Below are 22,682 nucleotides of genomic sequence, written 5' to 3' on the forward strand. Positions count from 1 at the left end.
GTGCGGCGCTCCCGATATTTTGCATGCAAATTTTGTGCGATGCGAGATTTTGTTGGGGCAGATTGTATTCAGATTATTCTTTTTCACAACCCAAAAATCCGCTACGTCTAGATTTGTGGATATTAGAGAGCGTGACGCGCACCAATTTCTGGAATTTTCGAATCCAGCACGCGATCCCCACAACCCCGGAGGCATCAGATTTTGAATAATCTTTTGAGGGCCACATCGCTGGAGATTGTCGAGACCCAGCCCGCATCGCTGCACAGCGACCTGCTGAGCCAAATCCGCGATTACATTGTCGAAGGCCATCTCGAGCCGGGCAGCCGAATCCCCGAGCGCGAACTGTGCGAACGCTTTGACGTGTCCCGCACGCCCCTCCGTGAGGCACTCAAGGTTCTGGCCTCAGAGGGATTGATCGAACTTCTTCCCAATCGCGGCGCGCGCGTGCGTCAGTTTTCTGAAGCCGACATCCGCAATCTGTTTGAGCTGATCGCAGGCCTCGACTTCATTGCCGGGCGCGCTGCCTGCGAACGCATTTCGGACGAAGCCATCGCCGCAATCGAACGGATGCACCTGGAGATGTATGCCCACTACCTGCGGCACGAACTCGCGGACTACTTCCGCCTGAACCAGAAGATTCATCAGGCCATCGTGGATGCCGCCGCGAACCCGTTCCTGAGCGCGAACTATGCAAACGCAAACGCCATCGTCCGACGGTTGCGATATTCGGCGAACCTCATTCACCGCGACCGCCTGAGCGACGCCATGCGCGAGCATGAAGCCATTGTCGATGCCCTTCGCCGCCGCGACGGCGAGAAAATGGGTAAACTGATGTTCGACCACATGCGCGGCAAATGCGAAGCGGTGTGTGAATACGTTCGCGAGCACCAGCCCAAGAGCAGTCCGCCTGCCGATGTGTCGGCACTGCGCGACACGCCCTGAAATCAACGGGCGCTTTGAAGCGCCCGCTCAGCTCATCCTGATCGAGATCCATAATGGCTCAGCAGAAGGCCGCACAGAAACCAACCACCGCGCAGGACAGCGCCCTCGCCGCACGCCTGTCGCGCGAAATCACCGGCGATGTGCTGTTTGATTCCTTCAGCACCGGGCGCTACGCCACCGATGCCTCCTTCTATCAGATCAAGCCGCTCGGCGTGGTCGTGCCCCGCACCATGGACGAGGCGCTGCGCGCGCTGGCGATCGGGCGCGATGACGGACGCATTGTCACCCCGCGCGGCGGCGGTACCTCGCAATGCGGACAGACCGTCAATGAAGGTCTCGTTGTCGATTTCTCCAAGCACCTCAATCGCATTCTCTTGCTGGATGTCGAGAAGCAGACCTGCGTGGTCGAGCCGGGTATCGTGCTCGATGATCTCAACCGCCAGCTGAAGAAACATGGACTGTGGTTTCCGGTCGATGTCTCCACCGCATCACGTGCCACCATCGGCGGCATGGCCGGCAACAACTCCTGCGGCGGACGGTCATTGCGCTACGGCACCATGCGCGACAACACCATCTCGATGGACGCGGCGCTCGCCGACGGGACACTTTTGCATTTCGGCGAGGTCGCACGCGACACGGCGTGGCAGAACACCGAGCAGCCGGGCCGCGACCTGTTCCGCGATATGCTGGCGCTCGGCGACCGCGAAGCCGGCGAGATCGCGGCGCGTTTCCCGCATGTGCAGCGGCGCGTCGGCGGCTACAATCTCGATGCGCTGACGCCACGCCCGACCAACAATATGGCTCATCTTCTCGTGGGCTCGGAAGGTACTCTCGCCTTTACCACGAAAGTCGAGCTCAAGCTGTGGCCGCTGCTCGGCAGCAAAGTATTCGGCGTCTGTCACTTCGGCAGCTTCTACGAGGCGATGGATGCGGCACAGCATCTCGTCAAGTTGAAGCCGATTGCTGTCGAGCTGGTCGACAGCACCATGATTGCGCTTGGCCGTGACATCGCAATGTTCAGGCCGACCATCGAGGCCGTGGTGCGCGGCGAGCCGGAGGCTTTGCTGGTCGTAGAATTCGCTGAACCGGATCAGGCTGCAAATCTTGCCAAGTTGAAGCAGCTCAGCGAGCTGATGGGCGACCTCGGTTTCGGCTGGGACCAGCCGAAGCGGCGCTGGGGCGGCGTGGTGGACGTCGTCGAGCCTGCGATGCAAGCCGCGATCTCGGATTTCCGCACATCCGGCCTCAACATCATGATGTCGATGAAGCAGGAAGGCAAACCTGTCTCCTTCGTCGAAGACTGTGCTGTGCCGCTGCCTCACCTTGCGGATTACACCGAACGCCTGAACAAGGTTTTCGAAAAGCACGGCACGCGCGGCACCATGTATGCCCACGCTTCCGAGGGATGCCTCCATGTCCGCCCGGTTCTCAATCTGAAGCTGGACAAGGACGTCAAGGCGATGCGTGCCATCGCCGAAGAAGCCTTCGCCATGGTCCGCGAGTACAAGGGCTCGCATTCCGGCGAGCATGGCGATGGCATTGTCCGCTCCGAATTTCACGAAACCATGTTTGGCTCGCGCATCGTTCACGCCTTCGAGGAAGTGAAAGAGCGTTTCGATCCGGACAACACGCTCAACCCCGGCAAGATCGTCCATCCGCCGCGCATGGATGATCGCTCGCTGTTTCGCTACAAGCCCGACTACAAGGTGCAGGATTTCAAGACGGCCCTCGACTGGTCGGCCTATCCGGGCGCAGCCGGCGGCTTTCAGGGCGCCGTCGAGATGTGCAACAACAATGGCGCCTGCCGCAAGCTGGAAGGCGGCGTGATGTGTCCGTCCTACCGCGCCACGCGGAACGAGAAGGACGTCACGCGCGGCCGCGCCAACACGCTGCGGCTAGCGATCTCCGGACAGCTTGGCCCTGATGCTCTGACATCCGACGATATGATGGAGACGATGAAGCTGTGCGTCTCCTGCAAAGCTTGCCGTCATGAATGCCCGACCGGCGTCGATATGGCCAAAATGAAGATCGAGGTGCTGGCTGCGCGCGCCGACAAATATGGTTTGTCGTTGCGCGACCGGCTGGTTAGCTACCTGCCGCATTATGCCGGGTTCGCATCGCGCTTCGCGCCGCTGGCGAACCTCCGCAACAAGAGCGCGACATTGCGCTGGCTGCTGGAGAAATTCGCCGGCATCAGCGCGCAGCGCGATTTGCCGGCCTGGCGGCGCGACACCTTCAATCCCGCGGCGGAGGCCTATGGACCAACCACCGGCCACGAAGTGGTCCTCTTCGCCGATACGTTCAATCGCACCTATGAGCGCGAGAATCTCGACGCCGCCCTGCGCGTGCTCGTTGACGGCGGTTACCGGGTCCACCTGCCCCGCGCCGCCGACGGCGGCCGGCCGCTGTGCTGCGGCCGCACGTTCCTGTCGGCCGGGCTTGTCGATAATGCCAAGGCTGAGCTGAAACGCGTGGTTGAGACGCTGATGCCTTTTGCTGAGCGTGGCGTGCCCATCGTGGGACTCGAGCCGAGCTGCCTGCTGACGCTGCGCGATGAGTTGCTGTCGCTCCGTTCCGATGACGCGGCGAAAACCGTCAGCAAGAATGCTCTGCTGTTCGAAGAGTTTCTGGTGCGCGAGGCGGAGGCCGGTCGATTGCAGCTTCCGCTCGGCGCCATCGACAAGAGCGCCCTCGTCCATGGCCACTGCCATCAGAAATCCTTCGGCGCATTCGCGCCGGTGGAGAAAATCCTGCGTCTTATCCCCGGCCTGAAGGTGACGAAGATCGAATCCAGCTGCTGCGGGATGGCCGGCGCATTCGGCTATGGCGCCGATACCTATGATGTCTCCCTCGAAATGGCCGAGGCATCATTGCTGCCCGCTGTGCGCAGTGCAGCCGATAACGCGCTGATCGTTGCGGACGGCACATCCTGCCGCCATCAAATCAAGGATGGCTCGGGTCGCGGCGCGTTGCATGTGGCCCGCGTCCTTGCCATAAGCCTCGATCAAGGTACCGCCAAAAACCCCGCTCTTTCATAAAACCATCAAGAAGGATTGCCTCATGACCGACCTCACCCTCGATGTCGCCCGCAAGATCGTCGATGCCGCGCTCGCCAAGAGCAAGGAGTTGAAGATCAACCCGCTGGTGGTTGCCGTGCTCGATGCCCGCGGCTGCATCAAGACCGTGATGGCCCAGGACGGCACCAGCCTGCTGCGCGCGGAGATTGCACACGGCAAGGCTTACGGTGCGCTGGCGCTCGGCATGGGCTCCCGCGCCATTTTCAAGCGAGCGAACGAGCAGCCCTATTTCGTCGATGCCATCAACACCATGGCACGCGGCCAGTTGGTCCCGGTGCCCGGCGGGGTCCTCATCAAGGACAAGGGTGGTGTGCTTCTGGGGGCTATTGGCATCAGCGGCGATACATCCGATAACGATGAAATCTGCGCACTGGCCGGCATCGAAGCCGCCGGTCTTGTCGCGAACGCCGGATAATCTCCACGGAGAGCCATATGACGTTTCCGAGGGCCTCGCAGGCTCTAGCCCGCTTCACAGTGCTGGACCTGACCAGGATACGCTCCGGTCCGACTGCTGTACGCCAGCTCGCCGACTGGGGCGCGAACGTCATCAAGATCGAGGCGCCGACGGATCTCGCGGACAGCGAACAGCCCGGCGGCCCTCGCCATGGCCCCGATTTCCAGAACCTTCATCGCAACAAGCGCGCGATGACGCTGAACCTGAAAGACCCGAAGGGACTGGAGGTTTTCAAGCGCCTCGCCGCAAAGGCCGATGTGATCGTCGAGAACTTCCGGCCCGATGTCAAAGCCAAGCTCGGCATCGACTACGACAGCATGCGCAAGATCAATCCGCGCATCGTCTATGCCAGCATCTCGGGCTTCGGCCAGGATGGTCCCTACAGCAAGCGCCCCGGCTTCGACCAGATTGCGCAGGGCATGGGCGGCCTGATGTCGATCACCGGCCTTCCGGGCCATGGGCCGGTGCGCGCCGGGATTCCGGTGGCCGATCTCACCGCAGGCTTATTCTGCGCGCTTGGCATTCTCACCGCCCTACTGGAACGCGATGTCTCCGGCGAAGGGCAATGGATACAGACTTCGCTGCTGCAGGCGATGATCTTCATGCTCGATTTCCAGGCCGCACGCTGGCTGATGGAGAACGAGGTGCCCAAACAGGCCGGCAACAATCATCCCACCAGCATTCCCACCGGCGTGTTCAAAACCCGCGACAGCTACATCAATATCGCCACCACCGGCGGCAAGATCTGGGAGCGTTTCGCGAAAGCGATCGAAGCTCCCGACTTGCTGACCAACCCCGACTACGCAACCATCACCTCACGGTCCAAGAACCGCGACACGCTCAATGCTGCGATCGAGACCCACCTGACCAAGCGGACGACCGATGAATGGGTCGGGATCCTCAACGCAGCAGGCGTGCCCTGCGGACCGATCTACTCCATCGATGAGGTATTTGATGACGAGCAGGTCAAACACCTCGGCATCGCGCAGGACGTCCCGGAGACCGACACCCGCCTCGTCGGCCAACCCTTCACCTTGTCACGCACGCCGAGCCGCATGGCCGCACGCCCCCCGCTCGTTGGAGAGCAGACAAAGGACGTGCTCACCGAATTCGGCTTCAGTGACCAAGAGATCGCCTCGCTTCAGCAAAGCAAGGTCGTCTGAATTCTTCCAGTTTCAAGGACCTCGACAATGACCCAGACCGACAAGGTACTCTCCCGCAAAGACGGCAACGTCGGCTACATCATCTTCAACAATCCTGAGCGCCGCAACGCAATGTCACTGGAGATGTGGCAGGCCTGTACCCGGTTGATGGGTGAATATGCCAAGGATCCCGAAATTCGCGTCGTCGTGCTCGCGGGCGCCGGCGACAAGGCCTTCGTGGCCGGAGCCGATATCTCCAAATTCGGCGATGAACGATCATCCGAAGAAGGCGTGAAACGCTACAATGAAGCTGTTGAAGCTGCGTACGCGAGCGTCCACGAATTTCCCAAGCCGACCATCGCGCAGATCCGCGGTTTCTGCGTCGGCGGCGGCATGGGACTTGCCAGTTGCTGCGACCTGCGCATCTGCTCGGAAGATGCGCGCTTCGCAGTACCGGCTGCAAAGCTCGGCCTCGGCTACGGCTATCCCGGCGTGAAGCGGCTGATGGACGTGGTCGGCCCATCTTTCACCAAGGAAATCTTCTTCACCGCGCGGCAGTTCGACGCCATGGAGGCCGTCGAAATGGGCCTCGTCAATCGCATGGTCGAGAACTACGACCTCGAATCCTACGTGAAGAGCTATGCCGACACGATCGCCGCCAATGCGCCTCTCACCGTCGATTCAATCAAGTTCATCGTCGGCGAAGCTTGCAAGGATGAACTGAAGCGGGACATGAAACGCTGCGAGGACGTGGTCACGCAGTGCTTCAAGAGCGCGGATTATGAAGAAGGCCGGACCGCCTTCATGGAGAAGCGCAAGCCTGTCTTCAAGGGACGCTGATGCACCGCGGTGAAAGGGAGAACTTGCGAGAATGCTGACTCTCTATCACTGCGCCAACGCCCGCTCATTCCGGCCGCTCTGGACGCTCGAAGAACTCGGCCTGTCCTATGACCTGCGGATGCTGCCGTTTCCTCCGCGTTTTCTCCAACGGGAATATCTCGAACTCAATCCGCTGGGAACGATCCCGCTTCTGATCGATGGCGAGACGCGGATGACCGAGTCCGCGGCCATCTGCCAATATCTGGTCACCCGCTACGGCCCCTCGCCGCTGGCAGTGACGCCGGATGAACCTGCCTATGGCGCATTTCTGAACTGGCTTCACTTCGGCGAAGCGACGCTGACGTTTCCGCAGACGATCTACTTTCGCTACGCCCAACTCGAGCCCGACGAACGCAAGAACCCTCAGGCTGCGGCGGACTATGCGCGCTGGTTCCTGGCTCGTCTTCGAGGCGTTGAGGCCATCGTATCCCACTCGGACACGATCTGCGCCGGACGTTTCACCGCAGCAGACATCTCGGTTGGCTACGCGCTGATGTTCGCGCAATCCAACGGCCTGGCGGCGCAATTCACACCAGCCATCCAAGCCTACTGGTTCCGCCTCAAGGAACGGGCAGGCTTTCGCCGCGCCATCGCATCCCAGAACAGCGCCGGCATCGAACAAAAGGTCCCGGTGACCAGCTAGATAGAGCGGCGCTCCTCGGCTAAAACAGCAGCATGATCGAAGTCTGATCCCGCAACGCTGCATCCCAAGAAACGCCAAGGACAAGAACAATGACGTACGAATTCGCCAAGGTCGAACGCAAGGGCCGCATCACGATCGTGACGCTCAATCGCCCCGAAGTCATGAATGCCATGCATTCACCGGCGCACTTTGAATTGCATCGCGTGTTCGACGAGTTTGCCAACGACCCGGAGCAGTGGATCGCCATCGTGACGGGCGCCGGCGAAAAGGCATTCTCCGCCGGCAACGACCTGAAATGGCAAGCCGCAGGCGGCAAACGCGGCTGGGACAAGAGCGGCTTCGCGGGACTGACCGAGCGCTTTGATTGCGACAAGCCGATCATCGCGGCTGTCAACGGTGTTGCCATGGGTGGCGGATTCGAGATCGCACTGGCCTGCGACCTGATCATTGCAGCAGAGAATGCGGTGTTTGCACTGCCGGAACCGCGCGTCGGCCTTGCCGCCCTCGCAGGTGGATTGCACCGCCTGCCGCGTCAGATCGGCCTCAAGCGCGCCATGGGCATGATTCTCACCGGCCGTCATGTGTCGGCCCGCGAGGGATTCGAACTCGGTTTCGTCAATGAAGTGGTGTCTCAGGGGCAGGCGCTGGCAGCCGCCGAGCGCTGGGCGAACCTGATCCTGCAAAACGGTCCGATGTCCATCCGCGCGTCAAAACAGACCATCCACCGCGGGCTTGGCGTTTCGCTCGAACAGGCGCTGGCCGAACAGCGTGATTATCCAGCGGTCAAGGCGCTTGCCGCGTCAGAAGATTACATCGAAGGTCCAAAGGCCTTCTCCGAGAAGCGCGCGCCGCAGTGGAAGGGACGATAACGTCCATCCAGTTCTGCCTTGAAGTACAGGCGGCTCGGCTTACGGCCGCACGCCACATTTGCAAAAGAAAAAAGGCCGGGATTGCTCCCGGCCTTCTCGTGGATTCCTTGCGAAATCTTACTTGGCTGCGGCACGCTTCGGCGGTGTCGCCGGCCACGACTTGATCAGCGTATCGTAGTCGACGGTCTCGCCCTTCGGCTTTTCGTTGGCCAACTTGCGCTGAGGCGCAATGTTGCCGTCCTTCTCGGACTTCGCGAACCAATACTCGGCCGTCTGCTTCGGATTGAGCTTGGGCCCGCAGGCGCCCTGCACGCCCGACTTCTCGAGACGCTCCATCACGGAGTCCTGCGCTGCCGCGAGCGAATCCATCGCGGCCTGCGCTGTCTTCGCACCGGACGAGGCATCGCCGATGTTCTGCCACCACAGCTGTGCCAGCTTCGGATAATCAGGCACGTTGTTGCCGGTCGGGGTCCACTGCACGCGTGCGGGCGAGCGGTAGAACTCGATCAGACCACCGAGCTTCGGTGCACGTTCGGTGAACGATTTGTCCCAGATGTCCGACTCGCGCGTGAAGGTGAGACCGACATGGCTCTTCTTCAGGCTCACCGTCTTTGAGTTGATGAACTGAAGGTAGAGCCAGGCGGCCTTACGGCGATCAGCAGGCGTCGACTTGAGCAAGGTCGCTGAACCGGCGTCCTGATAGCCGAGCTTCATGCCTTCCTTCCAGTAGGCGCCATGGGGCGAAGGCGCCATGCGCCACTTCGGCGTGCCGTCAGCATTCATCACCGGCAGGCCGGGCTTCACCATGTCCGCGGTGAAGGCGGTGTACCAGAAGATCTGCTGCGCGATATTGCCCTGTGCAGGCACAGGACCCGACTCTGAGAAGGTCATGCCCTGCGCCTGGGGCGGAGCGTACTTCTTCAGCCAGTCGAGATATTTGACGATCGAGTATACTGCGGCAGGGCCGTTGGTGTCGCCGCCGCGTTCGATCGACGAACCGACCGGCCGGCAGCCTTCCATGCGGATACCCCATTCGTCGACCGGCTTGCCGTTCGGAATGCCCTTGTCGCCATTGCCGGCCATCGAGAGCCATGCATCGGTGAACCGCCAACCGAGCGACGGGTCCTTCTTGCCGTAGTCCATGTGACCATAGACTTTGACACCGTTGATTTCCTTGATGTCGTTGGTGAAGAACTCGGCAATGTCTTCATACGCCGACCAGTTCACCGGCACGCCGAGTTCGTAGCCATACTTGGCCTTGAACTTCGCCTTGAACTCCGGATTGGTGAACCAGTCGTAGCGGAACCAGTACACGTTCGCGAATTGCTGATCCGGAAGCTGATAGAGCTTGCCGTCCGGTGCGGTCGTGAACGACTTGCCGATGAAGTCATCGACATCGAGCATCGGATCGGTGACATCCTTGCCCTCGCCGGTCATGTAGTCCGACAGCACCACCGTCTGATTGTAGCGGAAGTGCGTGCCGATCAGGTCGGAATCGTTGATCCAGCCGTCATAGACGTTCTTGCCGGACTGCATCTGTGTCTGCAGTTTTTCGACGACGTCACCTTCCTGGATGAGATCGTGCTTGAGCTTGATGCCGGTGATCTCGGTGAACGCCTTGGCGAGCGTGCCGGATTCGTATTCGTGTGTCGTGATCGTTTCCGAGACGACATTGATTTCCATGCCCTTGAAGGGTTCAGCAGCCTTGATGAACCACTGCATCTCCTTCATCTGGTCTTCCTTCGAGAGCGTCGAAGGATGGAATTCACTGTCGATCCACTTTTTCGCTGCCGCTTCATCCGCGAAGGCTGGAGCGGTGATTGCAGCCGAGGCTGCCATCAGCGCCATCGCGCTTGTCATCGTCAAAAGACGATTTCGTGTTGTATGTCGCATGGTTTCCTCCGTTGAAACACAAACTCCAGGTCCGGGTTGATCCCAGATCTGCCTCTCTCCACCCGTCTAGACGTTGCGAAATATGACAACGGCCGTGACGAGCGAAATCACGCTGGCGAGCCACAGGCTCGATATCTCGACGCCTTCGCCGATCGGAAGCGTCGCAATCGAACCGGCGCCGACAAAGCCAATCCACAAAAGATGAATGACCGCTGCTGTAATCAGCGAAATAAACAAACGATCGCCCCGAGTGGTCGGAATTTTCAGAATGCCAACGCGTTCTGCTTCCGGATATCGGACCGCAAGCCAGGTCATGGTTGCAAGCGTTGCTGCCAGAAGGCCGAAGAAAATCGCGGTCGGCAGCGTCCAGGCCATCCATGCGATGTTTTCCATGGTTCACACCCGTCCAAGCGCGAAACCGCGCGCGATGTAGTTGCGCACAAACCAGATCACCAGAGCCCCTGGAATGATGGTCAGGACGCCGGCAGCCGCCAGCAGTCCCCAATCCATACCTGAGGCCGAAATCGTCCGTGTCATAGTCGCTGCGATCGGCTTGGCGTTGACCGAGGTCAACGTGCGCGCGAGCAACAACTCGACCCACGAGAACATGAAACAGAAGAAAGCCGCCACACCGATGCCGCTTGCAATCAGGGGCATCAGGATCTTCACGAAGAACCGCGGGAAAGAATAACCATCCAGGAATGCGGTTTCGTCGATCTCTTTCGGCACACTCGAAATGAAACCTTCGAGGATCCACACCGCCAGCGGCACATTGAAAAGACAGTGGGCCAGCGCCACCGCCCAGGGCGTGTCGAACAGATTGATCGCCGAATACAAATTGAAGAACGGTAGCGCGAACACCGCCGGCGGCGCCATGCGATTGGACAGCAGCCAAAAGAACAGATGCTTGTCACCGAGGAAGCGGTAGCGCGAAAAGGCGTAAGCCGCGGGGAGCGCGAACGAGATTGAGATGATCGTATTGATGATGACGTATTGCAGCGAGTTGATGTAGCCGGAATACCAACTCGAATCTGTAAAGATGCGCTTGTAGTGCACAAGCGTCGGATGGGTCGGCCAAAGAGTCATGGTGGTCACGATCTCTGTATTGGTCTTGAAGCTCATGTTGATGAGCCAGTAGATCGGCAACAACAGAAAGATCAAAAACAGCAAGAGGATAATGCGGCGCCCGGGAATTGAATGCATCACGCGCCTCCTGCTTCCGGGGTGCGTTCATTGTCGGCGTTCGTCATCACCGTGTAGAACACCCAGCACACGATCAGGATAACGAGGTTATAGACGATCGACAGCGCTGCAGCCTTGCCGAGGTCGAACTGCCCCAGCGCGATCTTCACCAGTTCAATGGAGACGAACGTGGTGGAATTGCCGGGACCACCGCCGGTCACCACGAACGGCTCGGTGTAGATCATAAAGCTATCCATAAAGCGCAACAAAACTGCGATCAGCAGCACGCGTTTCATTTTCGGCAGCTGAATCGCCGTGAAGATGGCCCAGCGAGAAGCACCGTCGATCTGCGCCGCCTGATAATAGGCATCGGGAATGGACTTCAGCCCCGCGTAGCACAACAGCGCCACGAGACTGGTCCAATGCCAAACGTCCATGACGATGATGGTGGCCCACGCATCGAAACTGTTGGACACGTAATTATAGTCCAGGCCCATCTTGTTAAGCGCATAGCCCATCAGGCCGATGTCGGGGCGTCCGAAAATCTGCCAGATCGTGCCGACCACGTTCCATGGGATCAGCAGCGGCAGCGCGAGGATCACAAGACAGGCCGCGACGCGCCATCCCTCGCGCGGCATCGAGAGCGCAACGAGAATTCCAAGCGGGACTTCGATGGCGAGAATGATCGCCGAGAACATCAAATTGCGGCCGAGCGACGCGAGAAAACGCGATCCGAGATCCGTCGACGGATCGAGCAGTTCCTTGAACCAGCCGACACCATTCCAGAAGAACTGATTGTTGCCGAACGTGTCCTGCACGGAATAGTTCACAACGGTCATCAGCGGCAGGATCGCGGAAAACGCCACGATCAGAAAGACCGGGAGTACCAGAAGCCAGGCCTTGTTATTGATCGTCTTGTCCATCAGGCGCGCCCCTCAACCAGAACGCTATCGGCATAAACGTGAATATGAGCCGGATCGAACACAAGGCCGGCGGTGTTGTCCGAAATTGAAAATCCGTTGGGCACGCGCGCGGCGAATTTGACGTCACCGATACGCGCACGCGCAAAACGGACACGCCCAAGGTCGTCGATCCGTTCAATCTTAGCGGTCAACAACCCTGGCGCTGGGGGCGCCACGCTCACAAATTCCGGGCGAACACCGATTTCGATGCGCGCACCAGATGGCAGATTGTCATAAGTGCTATTGAGAGCGATCGCATGACCGTCGATCCGCGCCTCGCGGCCTTTGACCTCGGCCGGCACGATGTTCATGCCTGGCGAGCCGATGAAGTAGCCGACGAAAGTGTGCGCCGGCTTGGCGAACAGCTCTTCGGGCGTCCCGCTCTGCACCACACGGCCGTCATGCATCACCACCACCGTATCCGCAAATGTCAGCGCCTCGGTCTGATCGTGGGTGACGTAGATCATTGTGAGATCGAGCGCCTGGTGCAGCGCCTTGAGCTTCGAGCGCAGTTCCCATTTGAGATGCGGATCAATCACCGTCAGCGGTTCGTCGAACAGCACCGCCGCGACGTCAGGGCGTACCAGCCCGCGGCCAAGAGAGATTTTCTGCTTCGCATCGGCACTCAGCCGCACCGCCTTGCGATTCACGAACGGCGTGAGATCGAGCAACTTCGCGATCTCGGCCACACGCGCGTCGATCTCGCCGCGCGGCAATCCGCGGTTTTTCAGAGGAAACGCCAGATTTTGCCCCACGGTCATGGTGTCGTAGATGACCGGAAACTGAAACACCTGCGCGATGTTGCGTTCGCGCGTGGACAGCGACGTGATATCGACGCCGTCAAACAGCACCTTGCCGCGTGACGGCGTGACGATCCCAGAGATGATGTTCAGCAAAGTCGTCTTGCCGCAGCCCGAAGGACCCAGCAGCGCGTACGCGCCCCCCTGCCGCCACGTCATGGTCATTGGCTTCAAGGCATATGAGGCGGCGTCGGCGGCATCACCTCCGTAGGAATGGGCAAGATCAACGAGATCAATGCGGGCCATGGCACGCCTCACATGGACCGCGGCGCGGCAACGAGCCGCCCCGAACCGTCAAAAATGAAAAGATCATCCGGGTTGAGGACCGCATTGAGCTCCTGTCCGGGTAAGAACTCATGGATGCCTTGCAGCACCGAAACCCAATTATAACCATTGCGGTTGAGGTGAACGAAGCTCTCCGAACCCGTGATTTCCGTGACCGAAACCTTGGCGGAAAATGCATGCCGCCCCGGCACCGCACTTGCGACCTCAAGCTGGTGCGCGCGAAAGCCGACATTGTATTGCCCGTCCTGCAGTCCCTCGAACAATCCGGTGGCCGGCGCGCGCTCACCACCGGCATAAAGGATGGAGCCATTCTTCTTCTCGATCCCAACCGTGTTCATCGGCGGATCGGAGAATACTTCCGCAACGCGAACGGTGTCCGGGCGGCGATACACCTCGGGCGTCGCTCCGACCTGAAGGGCCTGCCCTTCCCACATGCAGATGGTGCGCCCCCCGAGCAGCAACGCCTCTGAAGGTTCAGTGGTCGCATACACAAAGATGGCGCCGGACGCCTCAAAAATGCGCGGCAATTCGGTGCGCAATTCCTCGCGCAGCTTGTAGTCAAGATTGGCGAGCGGTTCGTCGAGCAACACGAGATCGGCGCCTTTGACCAGCGCCCGTGCAATCGCCGTTCGCTGCTGCTGGCCGCCCGAGAGCTGGAGCGGCGTGCGATTCAAGTAAGGCTCAAGCTTAAGCAGCTTCGCAGCGTCATGGACTCGTTTGTCGATCTCCGCGCGTGGCTTACCTTGCACGCGCAAGGGCGACGCGATGTTCTCGAAAACTGTCAGTGTCGGATAATTGATGAATTGCTGATACACCATGGCAACTGAACGCTTGCGAATATCGGCGCCAGTGACATCCTTGCCATCGACAAGAACGCGGCCCGACGTCGGCTTGTCGAGGCCGGCCAGCAGCCGCATGATCGACGTCTTGCCGGACAATGTCGGCCCGAGCAGCACGCTCAACGTGCCGCGCTCAAGCGTCAGCGACACATCGCGAATCCACGCAACACCGCTGACTTCCCGCGAGACGTTGTCGAGAGCGACGCTCATGTACGGCCTCCCGCCTCCATCACGGGCCGGGCGGCCCCATTGCGATGGGTGGTCATCCAGTCGTCGAGCGCCTTCACTTCATCAGGCGACAGGCGCAGACCGAGCTTGGACCGTCGCCAGACAACATCCTCTGCGGTGCGAGCGAACTCGTGCGTCATGAGATATCGGACTTCACGCTCCGTGAGCGTGTCTCCGAACAATTGCCCGAGATCCGATGCCGTCGAGACATCGCCAAGAACCTTGCTGGCCCGCGTACCATAGGCGTGCGCCAGACGAAGCGCGAGAGCGCGCGACAGGAACAAATGGTCGCGGATCAATTCATCCGCTAGCGCCGGAACGGCTGAGACATCGAAATCGCCACCCGGCAACGACGCCTTGCCGGTCCACCCAGCCTGTTCCTTAGTACCACGAAGATACGGCGCCAGTCGTTCGAGCGCTTCTTCAGCAAGCCGACGATACGTTGTGATCTTGCCGCCGAAGATCGACAGCAGCGGCAGGCCGCCCGGCGCATCGAATTCGAAAACATAATCGCGCGTCGCCGCTTTTGCTTCGCTCGCACCGTCATCATACAGCGGCCGAACGCCGGCATAGGCCCACACGACATCCTTCGGCTTCACGGGCTTGGCGAGATAATCATTCACCGACTGGCAGAGATAGGCGATTTCCTCGGCCGACGCGCGCACCTTGGCGGGGTCACCGTCGTAGTCACGATCAGTGGTGCCGATCAGCGTGAAATCATTTTGATAAGGAATGACGAAGACGACGCGGCCGTCGGCATTTTGGAATGTGTAGGCCCGATCATGGTCGTACAGACGTGGCACGACGATGTGCGATCCCTGGACCAACCGGACTTTGGCCTTGGCATCAATGCCGGCGCGCCGCACCAGCACGTCTTCAACCCACGGACCACCGGCATTGACCAGCACGCGTGCCATGATGCTGTCCCGCGCACCCGTGAGCGTGTCTTCCAACGTCACCTGCCAGCAGTCATCCAGCCGCTTTGCCTCAACTGCCCGAGTCCGCGTGCGGATCACGGCGCCGCGGTCCGCTGCATCTCGCGCATTGAGGACCACAAGCCGGGCATCATCAACAAAACAATCGGAATATTCAAAGCCGCGGGTGAAGCGCCCCGGCGCCAATGACCTCCCAACCTCGTCACGCCGCAAATCGAGCGAACGTGTCGCCGGCAACAGATGCCGGCCGCCGAGATGGTCATAAAGAAACAGACCAAGCCGCAGGAGCCAGGCCGGTCTCAGGCCCGCGTGATGCGGAAGCACAAATCGCAGCGGCTTGATGATGTGGGGCGCGATTTGCCAAAGCACTTCACGCTCGATCAAGGCCTCCCGAACCAAGCGGAACTCATAATATTCGAGATAGCGCAGGCCGCCGTGGATCAGCTTGCTCGACCACGATGACGTGCCGCTGGCCAAGTCGTTCATTTCACAAAGAAAAACAGAATTTCCGCGACCCGCAGCATCCCGCGCGATGCCACAGCCGTTAATCCCTCCGCCAATGATTGCGAGGTCGAAAACCTGTTCCAATGCGCTTCCCCGGCGATCGCTCTTTTCGAATTAAGCGATTTCACTTTCGATTCTGATTAGATCACAACCAAAACCGAAAGCAAGCGACAAAGGAACCGAACGTGCGGCTGTCACCTGCAGCCGCCGCGGCCAGAGCCGCCGACGGGACGACAACCAACGTGATCGAAACGAAAAGGCGGATTGTTTAGAGATCGGCGAGCTTGTCCGGCATCGCCTCGATGACCTCAATACCGCGACTGGTGCAGATATTTTGCAACCCAGCAGGCAATGCAACGTCGGTCACGAAGGTCTGGATCTGGCTGAGATGGGCGATACGGACCGGCGCACTGCGCCGAAGCTTGGTGCTGTCCGCAACCAGCATCACGCTGCGCGCATTGGCGATGATCGCCTGGGCCGCCTGTACTTCGCGATAATCGAAATCAAGCAACGCGCCATCCCCGTCGATCGCCGACGCGCCGATAATGGCGTAATCCACCTTGAACTGTGTAATCAGATTATCGGCCGTTGACCCGATCACCGCCCCGTCCGAGCGCCGCACGGTGCCGCCGGCGACGATGACTTCGATGCGTGGATGACGATAGAGCATCATCGCGACGTTCAGATTGTTGGTAATGACCAGCAAGTCCTCATGCGAAGTCAGCGCGCTCGCAACTTCTTCAGTCGTCGTGCCGATATTGATGAAGAGCGAGCACCCATTCGGGATTTGTGCCGCCGCAGCTACACCGATTGCCTTCTTCTCTTCCGCGGCAACAAAACGGCGCGCCTCGTAGGCGACGTTCTCGACACCGGACGCAATGATGGCACCGCCGTGAACCCGCGTCAGCGAGCGGCGATCGCACAGATCGTTAAGATCCTTGCGAATGGTCTGCGCAGACACCTCAAACCGCCGCGCCAGATCCTCTACCGTCACCCGCCCCGACGAACGCGCGATGTTGAGAATGTCAGACTGGCGGCTGGATAGCTCGGTCATTCAACACCCGATCCTAAAGTGGACCAATGGTGATGATGTTCGCCTCTCCGGTCAACTCGCGATTTTGCGGAGGTTGAGACACGGAGAGACCGGTTCACGCGGACCCTGGCGCATTCCCACAACCGCTGTACAACAAAGAAATGTCAGCGACATTGGAGCTGTTGCAGCTTGAAGGCATCCGTCTTTCCGCCGATAATCCGCACGACACTTAAATTTCTGATTCATGCGTAAGCCGACGTTGTGGGACACCAATGACACAGTTGAATCCCATTCGCGAGCCAGAAACCCCGGCCACGTCTCCCGCCTCGGCCGATGATCCGCCGGCCTCCTCTTCATCGACCAATGCGATGCGTCGTCTTGCGATCCCGGTATTGGCCGTGGTTGCGACCTTGACCTTTGTTGCGCTGGCAACGGCACGGTGGGATACGTGGACCGGCAATGCCAGCGTCCAGACCACCAATGACGCTTATATTCGCGCGCAGACGACCCGATTGAGCAGCCGCGTCGCTGGTGAGGTGCTCACGGTCGCCGTTGAGGATTTCCAGCGCGTCAAGGCCGGCGAACTGCTGATTCAAATCGACCCGGCGGACTACGAAGCCCAGGTCGCGCAGGCAGAGGCTTCCGTCGGTGCCGCTCAAGCCGCGCTCGACAACCTCGATAATCAGGTTGAACTCCAATACGCCACCATCGCTCAGGGTGAAGCGCAGCGTGTGTCTGCAGAAGCCCGTGAGGTCGAAGCACGCCAGGAGCAGGAACGGCAGGAATCATTGACCAAAACGGAAGCAGGGACGCGGCAGAAACTTGAGCAGGCGATCGCCGACTACGCCAAAGCACAGGCCGACGTGAAGGCTAGCCGCGCGGTCATTGCTGCCCAACGTCATCAGCTTGAAGTGCTGGCGGGCAACAAGAAACAGCGCCATGCAGATTTGCTCGGCGCGAAGGCGATGTTGGCCGCAGCTCGCCTTCGCCTTGGCTACACCAAAATCACTGCACCGTTCGATGGCGTTATCGGCGAGCGGCAGGTTCAGCCGGGCGATTATGTCAATATCGGCAGCAACCTGATCAATGTGGTGCCGCTACCCAATGTCTACGTCATCGCGAACTACAAAGAGACCCAGCTGACCCATGTGAAGCCCGGTCAGCCTGTCGAGATCACGGTAGACACTTTCCCGCACCAAACGTTGCGCGGCCGGGTCGAGCGTATTTCACCCGCTAGCGGATCCCAATTTGCACTTCTGCCGCCGGATAACGCGACCGGCAACTTCACCAAAGTGGTTCAGCGTATCCCTGTCCGCATTGCGCTCGACAAGGATCAACCGCTGCTCGAAAAACTTCTTCCCGGCATGTCAGTCGTCAGCCGGATTCGCGTCGGCGAGACCGCCGCGTCCGAAGCCAGCGGAACCGGCACCAATGGCAGCAAGTGAGGTCATCCGCAGCGGTCCGGTATCGCTTGGCGGGACGTCCGCTAGGCCGTGGTTTGCCGCCGGTGCGGTTCTGTTCGGGGCGTTTCTGGCCAATTTCGACAGTCGCCTCTTTACGATTGGATTGCCAGATCTCAAAGGCGGCCTCTCGCTTGGCTTCGATGAAGGCGCCTGGCTGAGTACCGCGGCAATCGGATCTCAAATCCTGATCGCTCCAGCGGTCGCATGGCTCGCCACAGCATTCGGTCTTCGCCGTGTGCTGGGCATTCCAAGTCTCATCTATGCCGTAGTATCGCTCCTGATCCCGCTCACACGGGATTACAGCTTGCTGATGGCGCTCTGCGTTATCCATGGCCTGCTGCTGGGAACATTCGTTCCTGCGACCTTGATGATCATTTTCCGCAACCTGCCAATGAAATGGTGGTTGCCGGCCATTGCACTCTACTCGATCCGTGTCGGCTTCACCCTGAACTCTGGCATTTCGCTCGTCGGCTTCTATGTCGATACCGTCGGCTGGCAATGGATGTTTTGGCAGGACATCATCGTCGCACCGCTATTGGGATTACTTGTCTACTTGGGAACACCGCACGACCCCGTCAACCGCGAGCTGGTTCGCGAAGCTGACTGGGGCGGCATGCTGCTTCTGGGCACCGGATTCGCGTTGATTTACGCCGGACTTGATCAGGGCAATCGACTGAACTGGTTCGACTCCGGGATCATTATTGCGATGCTCTCAGGCGGCGTTTTTCTGTTGGTGTGCTTTTTCATCAACGAGTCTCTCGTCAAAAGCCCTTGGGCGCACGTCAAGATACTGTTCTCGCGCAACATCGGCCTCGCGCTCGTGGTCATCCTTTTGTACACGCTCACGGGTCTCTCCAACTCGTCTCTCGCACCGAATTTTCTGACCGCCATTGCACAGCTCAGACCCGAACAGACCGGCTCGCTGTTCCTGATTTACGGCGTCCTGCCGATGGCGGTGACCCTGCCCCTATCGATCTACCTGATGCGGCGGATGGATCCGCGCATTGTTCTGATCATTGGACTGACGGCCTTTGCGGTGGCTGGACTACTGGGAACCCAAGTCACCAATGACTGGGCCATCAACGATTTTATACCGGTGGTCCTGCTGCAATCGCTCGGGCAAGCCTTCACACTCTTCCCGATCATTATCATTGCCGTCTCCAATTCCGATCCAACCCGCGCGACCGCGTTCGCTGCTTACATCCAAATCATGCGCCTCGGCGGCGCGGAGATCGGCATCGCACTGATGGGGACATGGCTGCGCGTACGTGAGCAGCTTCACTCCAACCTTTTGGGGCAACACGTCGCCAATGGCAGTGTGGACGTGACACATCTGTTGGCGAAACTGTCGAGCTATTTCACAAGTGACGACGCCGCGAGCGCACCAGCACGCAGCATTGCAACATTGGCTTCACGCGTTCAGCGCGAGGCCAACGTCCTTGCTTATATTGACGGGTTTTGGCTGACTGTCTGGTTTGCGATCGCCGGACTTGCCTTTACGGCCTTCATCGGGCGATCGCCTCCCGGCCCATTCACGCCGAAAGCAAACTGACGAGCAGGATCAAACTGCAAGCTTGCGGTGACGGATCGGCGCACCGAATGTCAGGCTTGCGGCCGCATCGATGATCGTGTTGGCGTCGAGACCATAGTGCTTATAAAGGTCACCGATGGTTCCGGTCTGACCGAAATGCTCAACACCGAGCGCTTCCACACGATGACCGTGGACGCTGCCGAGCCATGCCAGCGTGGCAGGATGACCATCGACCACCGTGATCAATCCGCAGTCACGCGGTAGCGGAGCCAGCAATTGCTCGATGTGACTGGGTTCACGGGGGCCGCCATTGCGGCGACGCTTGCGTGATGCTGTCCAGCCTCCGTGCAGCCGGTCGGCCGACGTGATCGCAAGCAAGCCGATATCGCGGCGGTCTTCGCCCAGCAATCCGGTCGCCTCGATGGCTTCCGGGGCCACCGCACCGGTATAGGCGATGAGCAGCTCGGCGTTGGGCCCCGGCTTGCGCAACCAGTACGCTCCCGCGGCAATATCGTTCTCCAGTTCGGGCGTCATCGTGCGCTGAACCTGATCGAGCGTTCGCGTCGACAGCCGGAGATAAACCGAACCGCCCTCCTCGTCGCGCTGCATGTGCTCGAAGCCCCAGCGCATGATGACGGCCAGTTCGTCCACGAAGGCCGGCTCGAACGAGGCCAAGCCATCCTGTGCCATTCCGATCAACGGCGTTGCGATCGACTGATGCGCGCCGCCTTCCGGCGCCAGCGTGATGCCCGAAGGTGTCGCAGCCACCATGAAGCGTGCATCCTGATAACAGGCATAGTTCAACGCATCGAGGCCACGCTCGATAAACGGATCATACAACGTCCCCACCGGGAGCAACCGCTCGCCGTTGATCGAATGTGACAAGCCCAACGCAGACAGCGCGATGAACAGGTTCATCTCTGCGATGCCCAGTTCGATATGCTGCCCCTTCGGCGAGTAATCCCACGCAAACGTCGAGGGAATCTTCTCCTTGCGGAACAGGTCGACCTTCTCGGCCATGGCGAACAGGCCGCGACGATTGACCCACGGGCCGAGATTGGTCGACACGGTGACGTCAGGCGATGTGGTCACGATGCGCTCGGCCAGCTTGGTTTCGCTGCGCGCGAGCTCGTTGAGGATCAGGCCAAACCCTTGCTGGGTCGACATCCGCGGCGCCAACGAAACCGACAAGCGCTCCGGAACGTCGATCTTTGGCGCATCGAGACGCCGCGTCCCTTCGCGCGCGAAAGCGACGTCCTTGAGGTACGCCTCGATGCGCGAGGCATCCAGCGGCAATCCCTCCAGCCGATCCCATTCATGACCCGGACGGATGTTCTGCGCCTTGCGGAACGCCTCCATCTGGGTAACCGTCATCAGGCCCGCATGGTTGTCCTTGTGTCCCTGGAACGGCAAGCCGACGCCCTTGATGGTATAGGCGATGAAGCACACCGGGCGATCATGATCGACGGCTTCGAAAGCCTCGAGCACACTCGCCATATCGTGGCCACCGAGATTGGACATCAGCGCCAGCAATTCTTCGTCGCTGCGTTTTTCGATGAGCTTGGTGACGGCTCCCTGATCGCCGATATCGTCGAGCAAATGTTTGCGGAACGCTGCGCCTCCCTGGAAGCATAGTGCCGCGTACATCTGGTTTGGGCATGTATCGATCCAGCGACGAAGCGCCTCGCCGCCCGGCTCCGCGAATGCCGCCTGCATCAGCTTGCCGTATTTGACGATCACCACGTCCCAACCGAAGTTGCGGAACATGGTCTCGAACTTTTCCCAAAGCCCTTCACGAACCACCGCATCGAGGCTCTGGCGATTGTAGTCGACGATCCACCACGTATTGCGCAGGCCCTGTTTCCAGCCCTCCGCTAACGCCTCGAAAATATTGCCTTCGTCGAGCTCCGCATCGCCGACCAGCGCGATCATGCGCCCTTCCGGCCGCCCCTTCATCCAGCCATGCGACGTGACGTAGTCCTGCACCAATGACGAAAACAGCGTCTGGGCGACGCCGAGCCCGACCGACCCTGTCGAGAAGTCCACATCGTCGGTGTCCTTGGTGCGCGACGGATAAGACTGCGCCCCCTTGAAGCCGCGGAAATGTTCGAGCTTGTCGCGGGTCTGGTGTCCGAGCAGATATTGGATCGCGTGAAAGACCGGGCTGGCATGCGGCTTGACCGCAACGCGGTCTTCCGGCTTCAGCACGCCGAAATAGAGAGCCGACATGATTGTCGCCAGCGAGGCCGAGGAGGCCTGATGGCCGCCTACCTTCAGGCCGTCCGAGTCAGGGCGAACATGATTGGCGTGGTGGATGGTCCACGACGACAGCCACAGCGCCTTCTTCGCAAGGGCGGACAGAATTTCCAGACGGGACGGTTCGATAGCCATGGCAGCACCAGCAAAATGATTGAGCCACAATGCTAGTCCTCTCCCAGCGCCGAAATATCTCAAATCATATCGACGGCGATCCCAATATTAGTATAAATTCTCACAGAAATGTAGCTGATTGAGATTTTATCCCAATGACCGACCTGGATGCGATTGACCGAAAAATTCTCGCGATTCTACAGGCTGATAGCCGGGTGACCATGCAGGAACTCGCCGACCAGGTCGGCCTGTCGGTGTCGCCGTGCCACCGCCGCGTCAAGCTGTTGGAAGAGCGCGGCGTCATTACGCGCTATATCGCCATGGTCGATCAGAAGTCGGTCGGTCTTCCGGTCAGCGTCTTCATTTCCATCAAACTGGAACGCCAGAAAGAGGAAGACCTCAATCGCTTCGCGCGGGCCATTTCAAAATGGAACGAAGTCCTGGAGTGTTATTTGATGACGGGGAACCGCGACTATCTGTTACGCGTCGTCACCGCGGACCTGCCGTCCTATGAAGCTTTCATCATCAACAAGCTGACAAGGCTCGACGGGATTGCCTCGATCGAATCGAGCTTCGCACTCAGCCAGGTCAAGTATTCGATCGCGCTGCCAGTCCAATGAGCAAAGGCGGCATCCCAGCCCCCTGTCGGGA

At 59.7% G+C, this 22,682-nt stretch carries 19 protein-coding genes; 10 read left to right on the plus strand and 9 right to left on the minus strand.

Going from position 1 to position 22,682, the window contains the following annotated elements:
- Positions 1-201: 201 nt before the first annotated feature.
- The 7 genes from ACP0KA_RS03555 to ACP0KA_RS03585 all read left to right on the plus strand — a co-directional run bounded on the left by ACP0KA_RS03555 (position 202) and on the right by ACP0KA_RS03585 (position 8,006).
- Positions 202-942 (plus strand): GntR family transcriptional regulator, encoded by a 741-nt coding sequence (locus ACP0KA_RS03555; RefSeq protein WP_424627458.1) that lies wholly within the window; start codon positions 202-204, stop codon positions 940-942.
- 53 nt (positions 943-995) lie between these two features.
- On the plus strand, positions 996-3,980 hold the full coding sequence (locus ACP0KA_RS03560; protein WP_424627459.1) for an FAD-binding and (Fe-S)-binding domain-containing protein: 2,985 nt from the start codon (positions 996-998) through the stop codon (positions 3,978-3,980).
- Between the two features lie 22 nt (positions 3,981-4,002).
- Positions 4,003-4,434 carry a GlcG/HbpS family heme-binding protein gene (locus tag ACP0KA_RS03565; RefSeq protein WP_424627460.1) on the plus strand — a complete coding sequence of 144 codons (432 nt, stop codon included), beginning with the start codon at positions 4,003-4,005 and terminating at the stop codon, positions 4,432-4,434.
- A 17-nt stretch (positions 4,435-4,451) separates the two neighbouring features.
- Complete coding sequence (locus ACP0KA_RS03570) at positions 4,452-5,636, plus strand: CaiB/BaiF CoA transferase family protein (protein WP_424627461.1); 1,185 nt, start codon at positions 4,452-4,454, stop codon at positions 5,634-5,636.
- Between the two features lie 27 nt (positions 5,637-5,663).
- Complete coding sequence (locus tag ACP0KA_RS03575; protein WP_424627462.1) at positions 5,664-6,455, plus strand: enoyl-CoA hydratase; 792 nt, start codon at positions 5,664-5,666, stop codon at positions 6,453-6,455.
- 31 nt (positions 6,456-6,486) lie between these two features.
- Complete coding sequence (locus tag ACP0KA_RS03580; protein ID WP_424627463.1) at positions 6,487-7,137, plus strand: glutathione S-transferase family protein; 651 nt, start codon at positions 6,487-6,489, stop codon at positions 7,135-7,137.
- An 89-nt stretch (positions 7,138-7,226) separates the two neighbouring features.
- Positions 7,227-8,006 carry an enoyl-CoA hydratase-related protein gene (locus ACP0KA_RS03585; RefSeq protein ID WP_424627464.1) on the plus strand — a complete coding sequence of 260 codons (780 nt, stop codon included), beginning with the start codon at positions 7,227-7,229 and terminating at the stop codon, positions 8,004-8,006.
- 117 nt (positions 8,007-8,123) lie between these two features.
- Here ACP0KA_RS03585 and ACP0KA_RS03590 read toward each other — a convergent pair whose 3' ends face one another.
- The 8 genes from ACP0KA_RS03590 to ACP0KA_RS03625 form a co-directional block, all read right to left on the minus strand.
- Positions 8,124-9,899: an ABC transporter substrate-binding protein gene (locus ACP0KA_RS03590; RefSeq protein WP_424627465.1), complete on the minus strand. Its 1,776-nt coding sequence runs from the start codon at positions 9,897-9,899 to the stop codon at positions 8,124-8,126.
- 66 nt (positions 9,900-9,965) lie between these two features.
- The gene (locus ACP0KA_RS03595; RefSeq protein ID WP_424627466.1) at positions 9,966-10,292 is read right to left on the minus strand and encodes a DUF2160 domain-containing protein; all 327 of its coding nucleotides are present in this window, start codon (positions 10,290-10,292) and stop codon (positions 9,966-9,968) included.
- Between the two features lie 3 nt (positions 10,293-10,295).
- On the minus strand, positions 10,296-11,102 hold the full coding sequence (locus ACP0KA_RS03600; protein ID WP_424627467.1) for a carbohydrate ABC transporter permease: 807 nt from the start codon (positions 11,100-11,102) through the stop codon (positions 10,296-10,298).
- Entirely contained in the window at positions 11,102-12,004 is a 903-nt protein-coding gene (locus ACP0KA_RS03605) for a carbohydrate ABC transporter permease (RefSeq protein ID WP_424627468.1), read from the minus strand. The genes ACP0KA_RS03600 and ACP0KA_RS03605 overlap by 1 nt, the downstream gene beginning before the upstream one ends.
- On the minus strand, positions 12,004-13,089 hold the full coding sequence (locus ACP0KA_RS03610) for an ABC transporter ATP-binding protein (RefSeq protein WP_424627469.1): 1,086 nt from the start codon (positions 13,087-13,089) through the stop codon (positions 12,004-12,006). Before ACP0KA_RS03610 ends, ACP0KA_RS03605 begins: the two co-directional genes overlap by 1 nt.
- Positions 13,090-13,097: 8 nt before the next feature.
- The gene (locus tag ACP0KA_RS03615) at positions 13,098-14,177 is read right to left on the minus strand and encodes an ABC transporter ATP-binding protein (RefSeq protein ID WP_424627470.1); all 1,080 of its coding nucleotides are present in this window, start codon (positions 14,175-14,177) and stop codon (positions 13,098-13,100) included.
- On the minus strand, positions 14,174-15,718 hold the full coding sequence (glpD, locus tag ACP0KA_RS03620; RefSeq protein WP_424627471.1) for a glycerol-3-phosphate dehydrogenase: 1,545 nt from the start codon (positions 15,716-15,718) through the stop codon (positions 14,174-14,176). Before glpD ends, ACP0KA_RS03615 begins: the two co-directional genes overlap by 4 nt.
- Positions 15,719-15,902: 184 nt before the next feature.
- A complete protein-coding gene (locus tag ACP0KA_RS03625) occupies positions 15,903-16,688 on the minus strand; it encodes a DeoR/GlpR family DNA-binding transcription regulator (RefSeq protein ID WP_424627472.1) in 786 nt (261 codons plus the stop codon).
- Between the two features lie 251 nt (positions 16,689-16,939).
- On the opposite strand from ACP0KA_RS03625, the gene ACP0KA_RS03630 reads away from it, so the two are divergent.
- Both ACP0KA_RS03630 and ACP0KA_RS03635 read left to right on the plus strand, forming a co-directional pair.
- The gene (locus ACP0KA_RS03630; RefSeq protein ID WP_424627473.1) at positions 16,940-18,112 is read left to right on the plus strand and encodes an HlyD family secretion protein; all 1,173 of its coding nucleotides are present in this window, start codon (positions 16,940-16,942) and stop codon (positions 18,110-18,112) included.
- Positions 18,099-19,682, plus strand: coding sequence for an MFS transporter (locus ACP0KA_RS03635; RefSeq protein ID WP_424627474.1), 1,584 nt, complete (start codon positions 18,099-18,101; stop codon positions 19,680-19,682). The genes ACP0KA_RS03630 and ACP0KA_RS03635 overlap by 14 nt, the downstream gene beginning before the upstream one ends.
- Before the next feature lie 9 nt (positions 19,683-19,691).
- On the opposite strand, the gene ACP0KA_RS03640 is transcribed toward ACP0KA_RS03635, so the two are convergent.
- Positions 19,692-22,052 (minus strand): transketolase, encoded by a 2,361-nt coding sequence (locus ACP0KA_RS03640; protein ID WP_424627475.1) that lies wholly within the window; start codon positions 22,050-22,052, stop codon positions 19,692-19,694.
- A gap of 134 nt (positions 22,053-22,186) precedes the next feature.
- Here ACP0KA_RS03640 and ACP0KA_RS03645 point away from each other — a divergent pair, with 134 nt between their 5' ends.
- The gene (locus ACP0KA_RS03645) at positions 22,187-22,651 is read left to right on the plus strand and encodes an Lrp/AsnC family transcriptional regulator (protein WP_424627476.1); all 465 of its coding nucleotides are present in this window, start codon (positions 22,187-22,189) and stop codon (positions 22,649-22,651) included.
- Positions 22,652-22,682: the final 31 nt, after the last annotated feature.

It is taken from the genome of Bradyrhizobium sp. SYSU BS000235 (assembly GCF_049747295.1).
Classification (GTDB): domain Bacteria; phylum Pseudomonadota; class Alphaproteobacteria; order Rhizobiales; family Xanthobacteraceae; genus Afipia.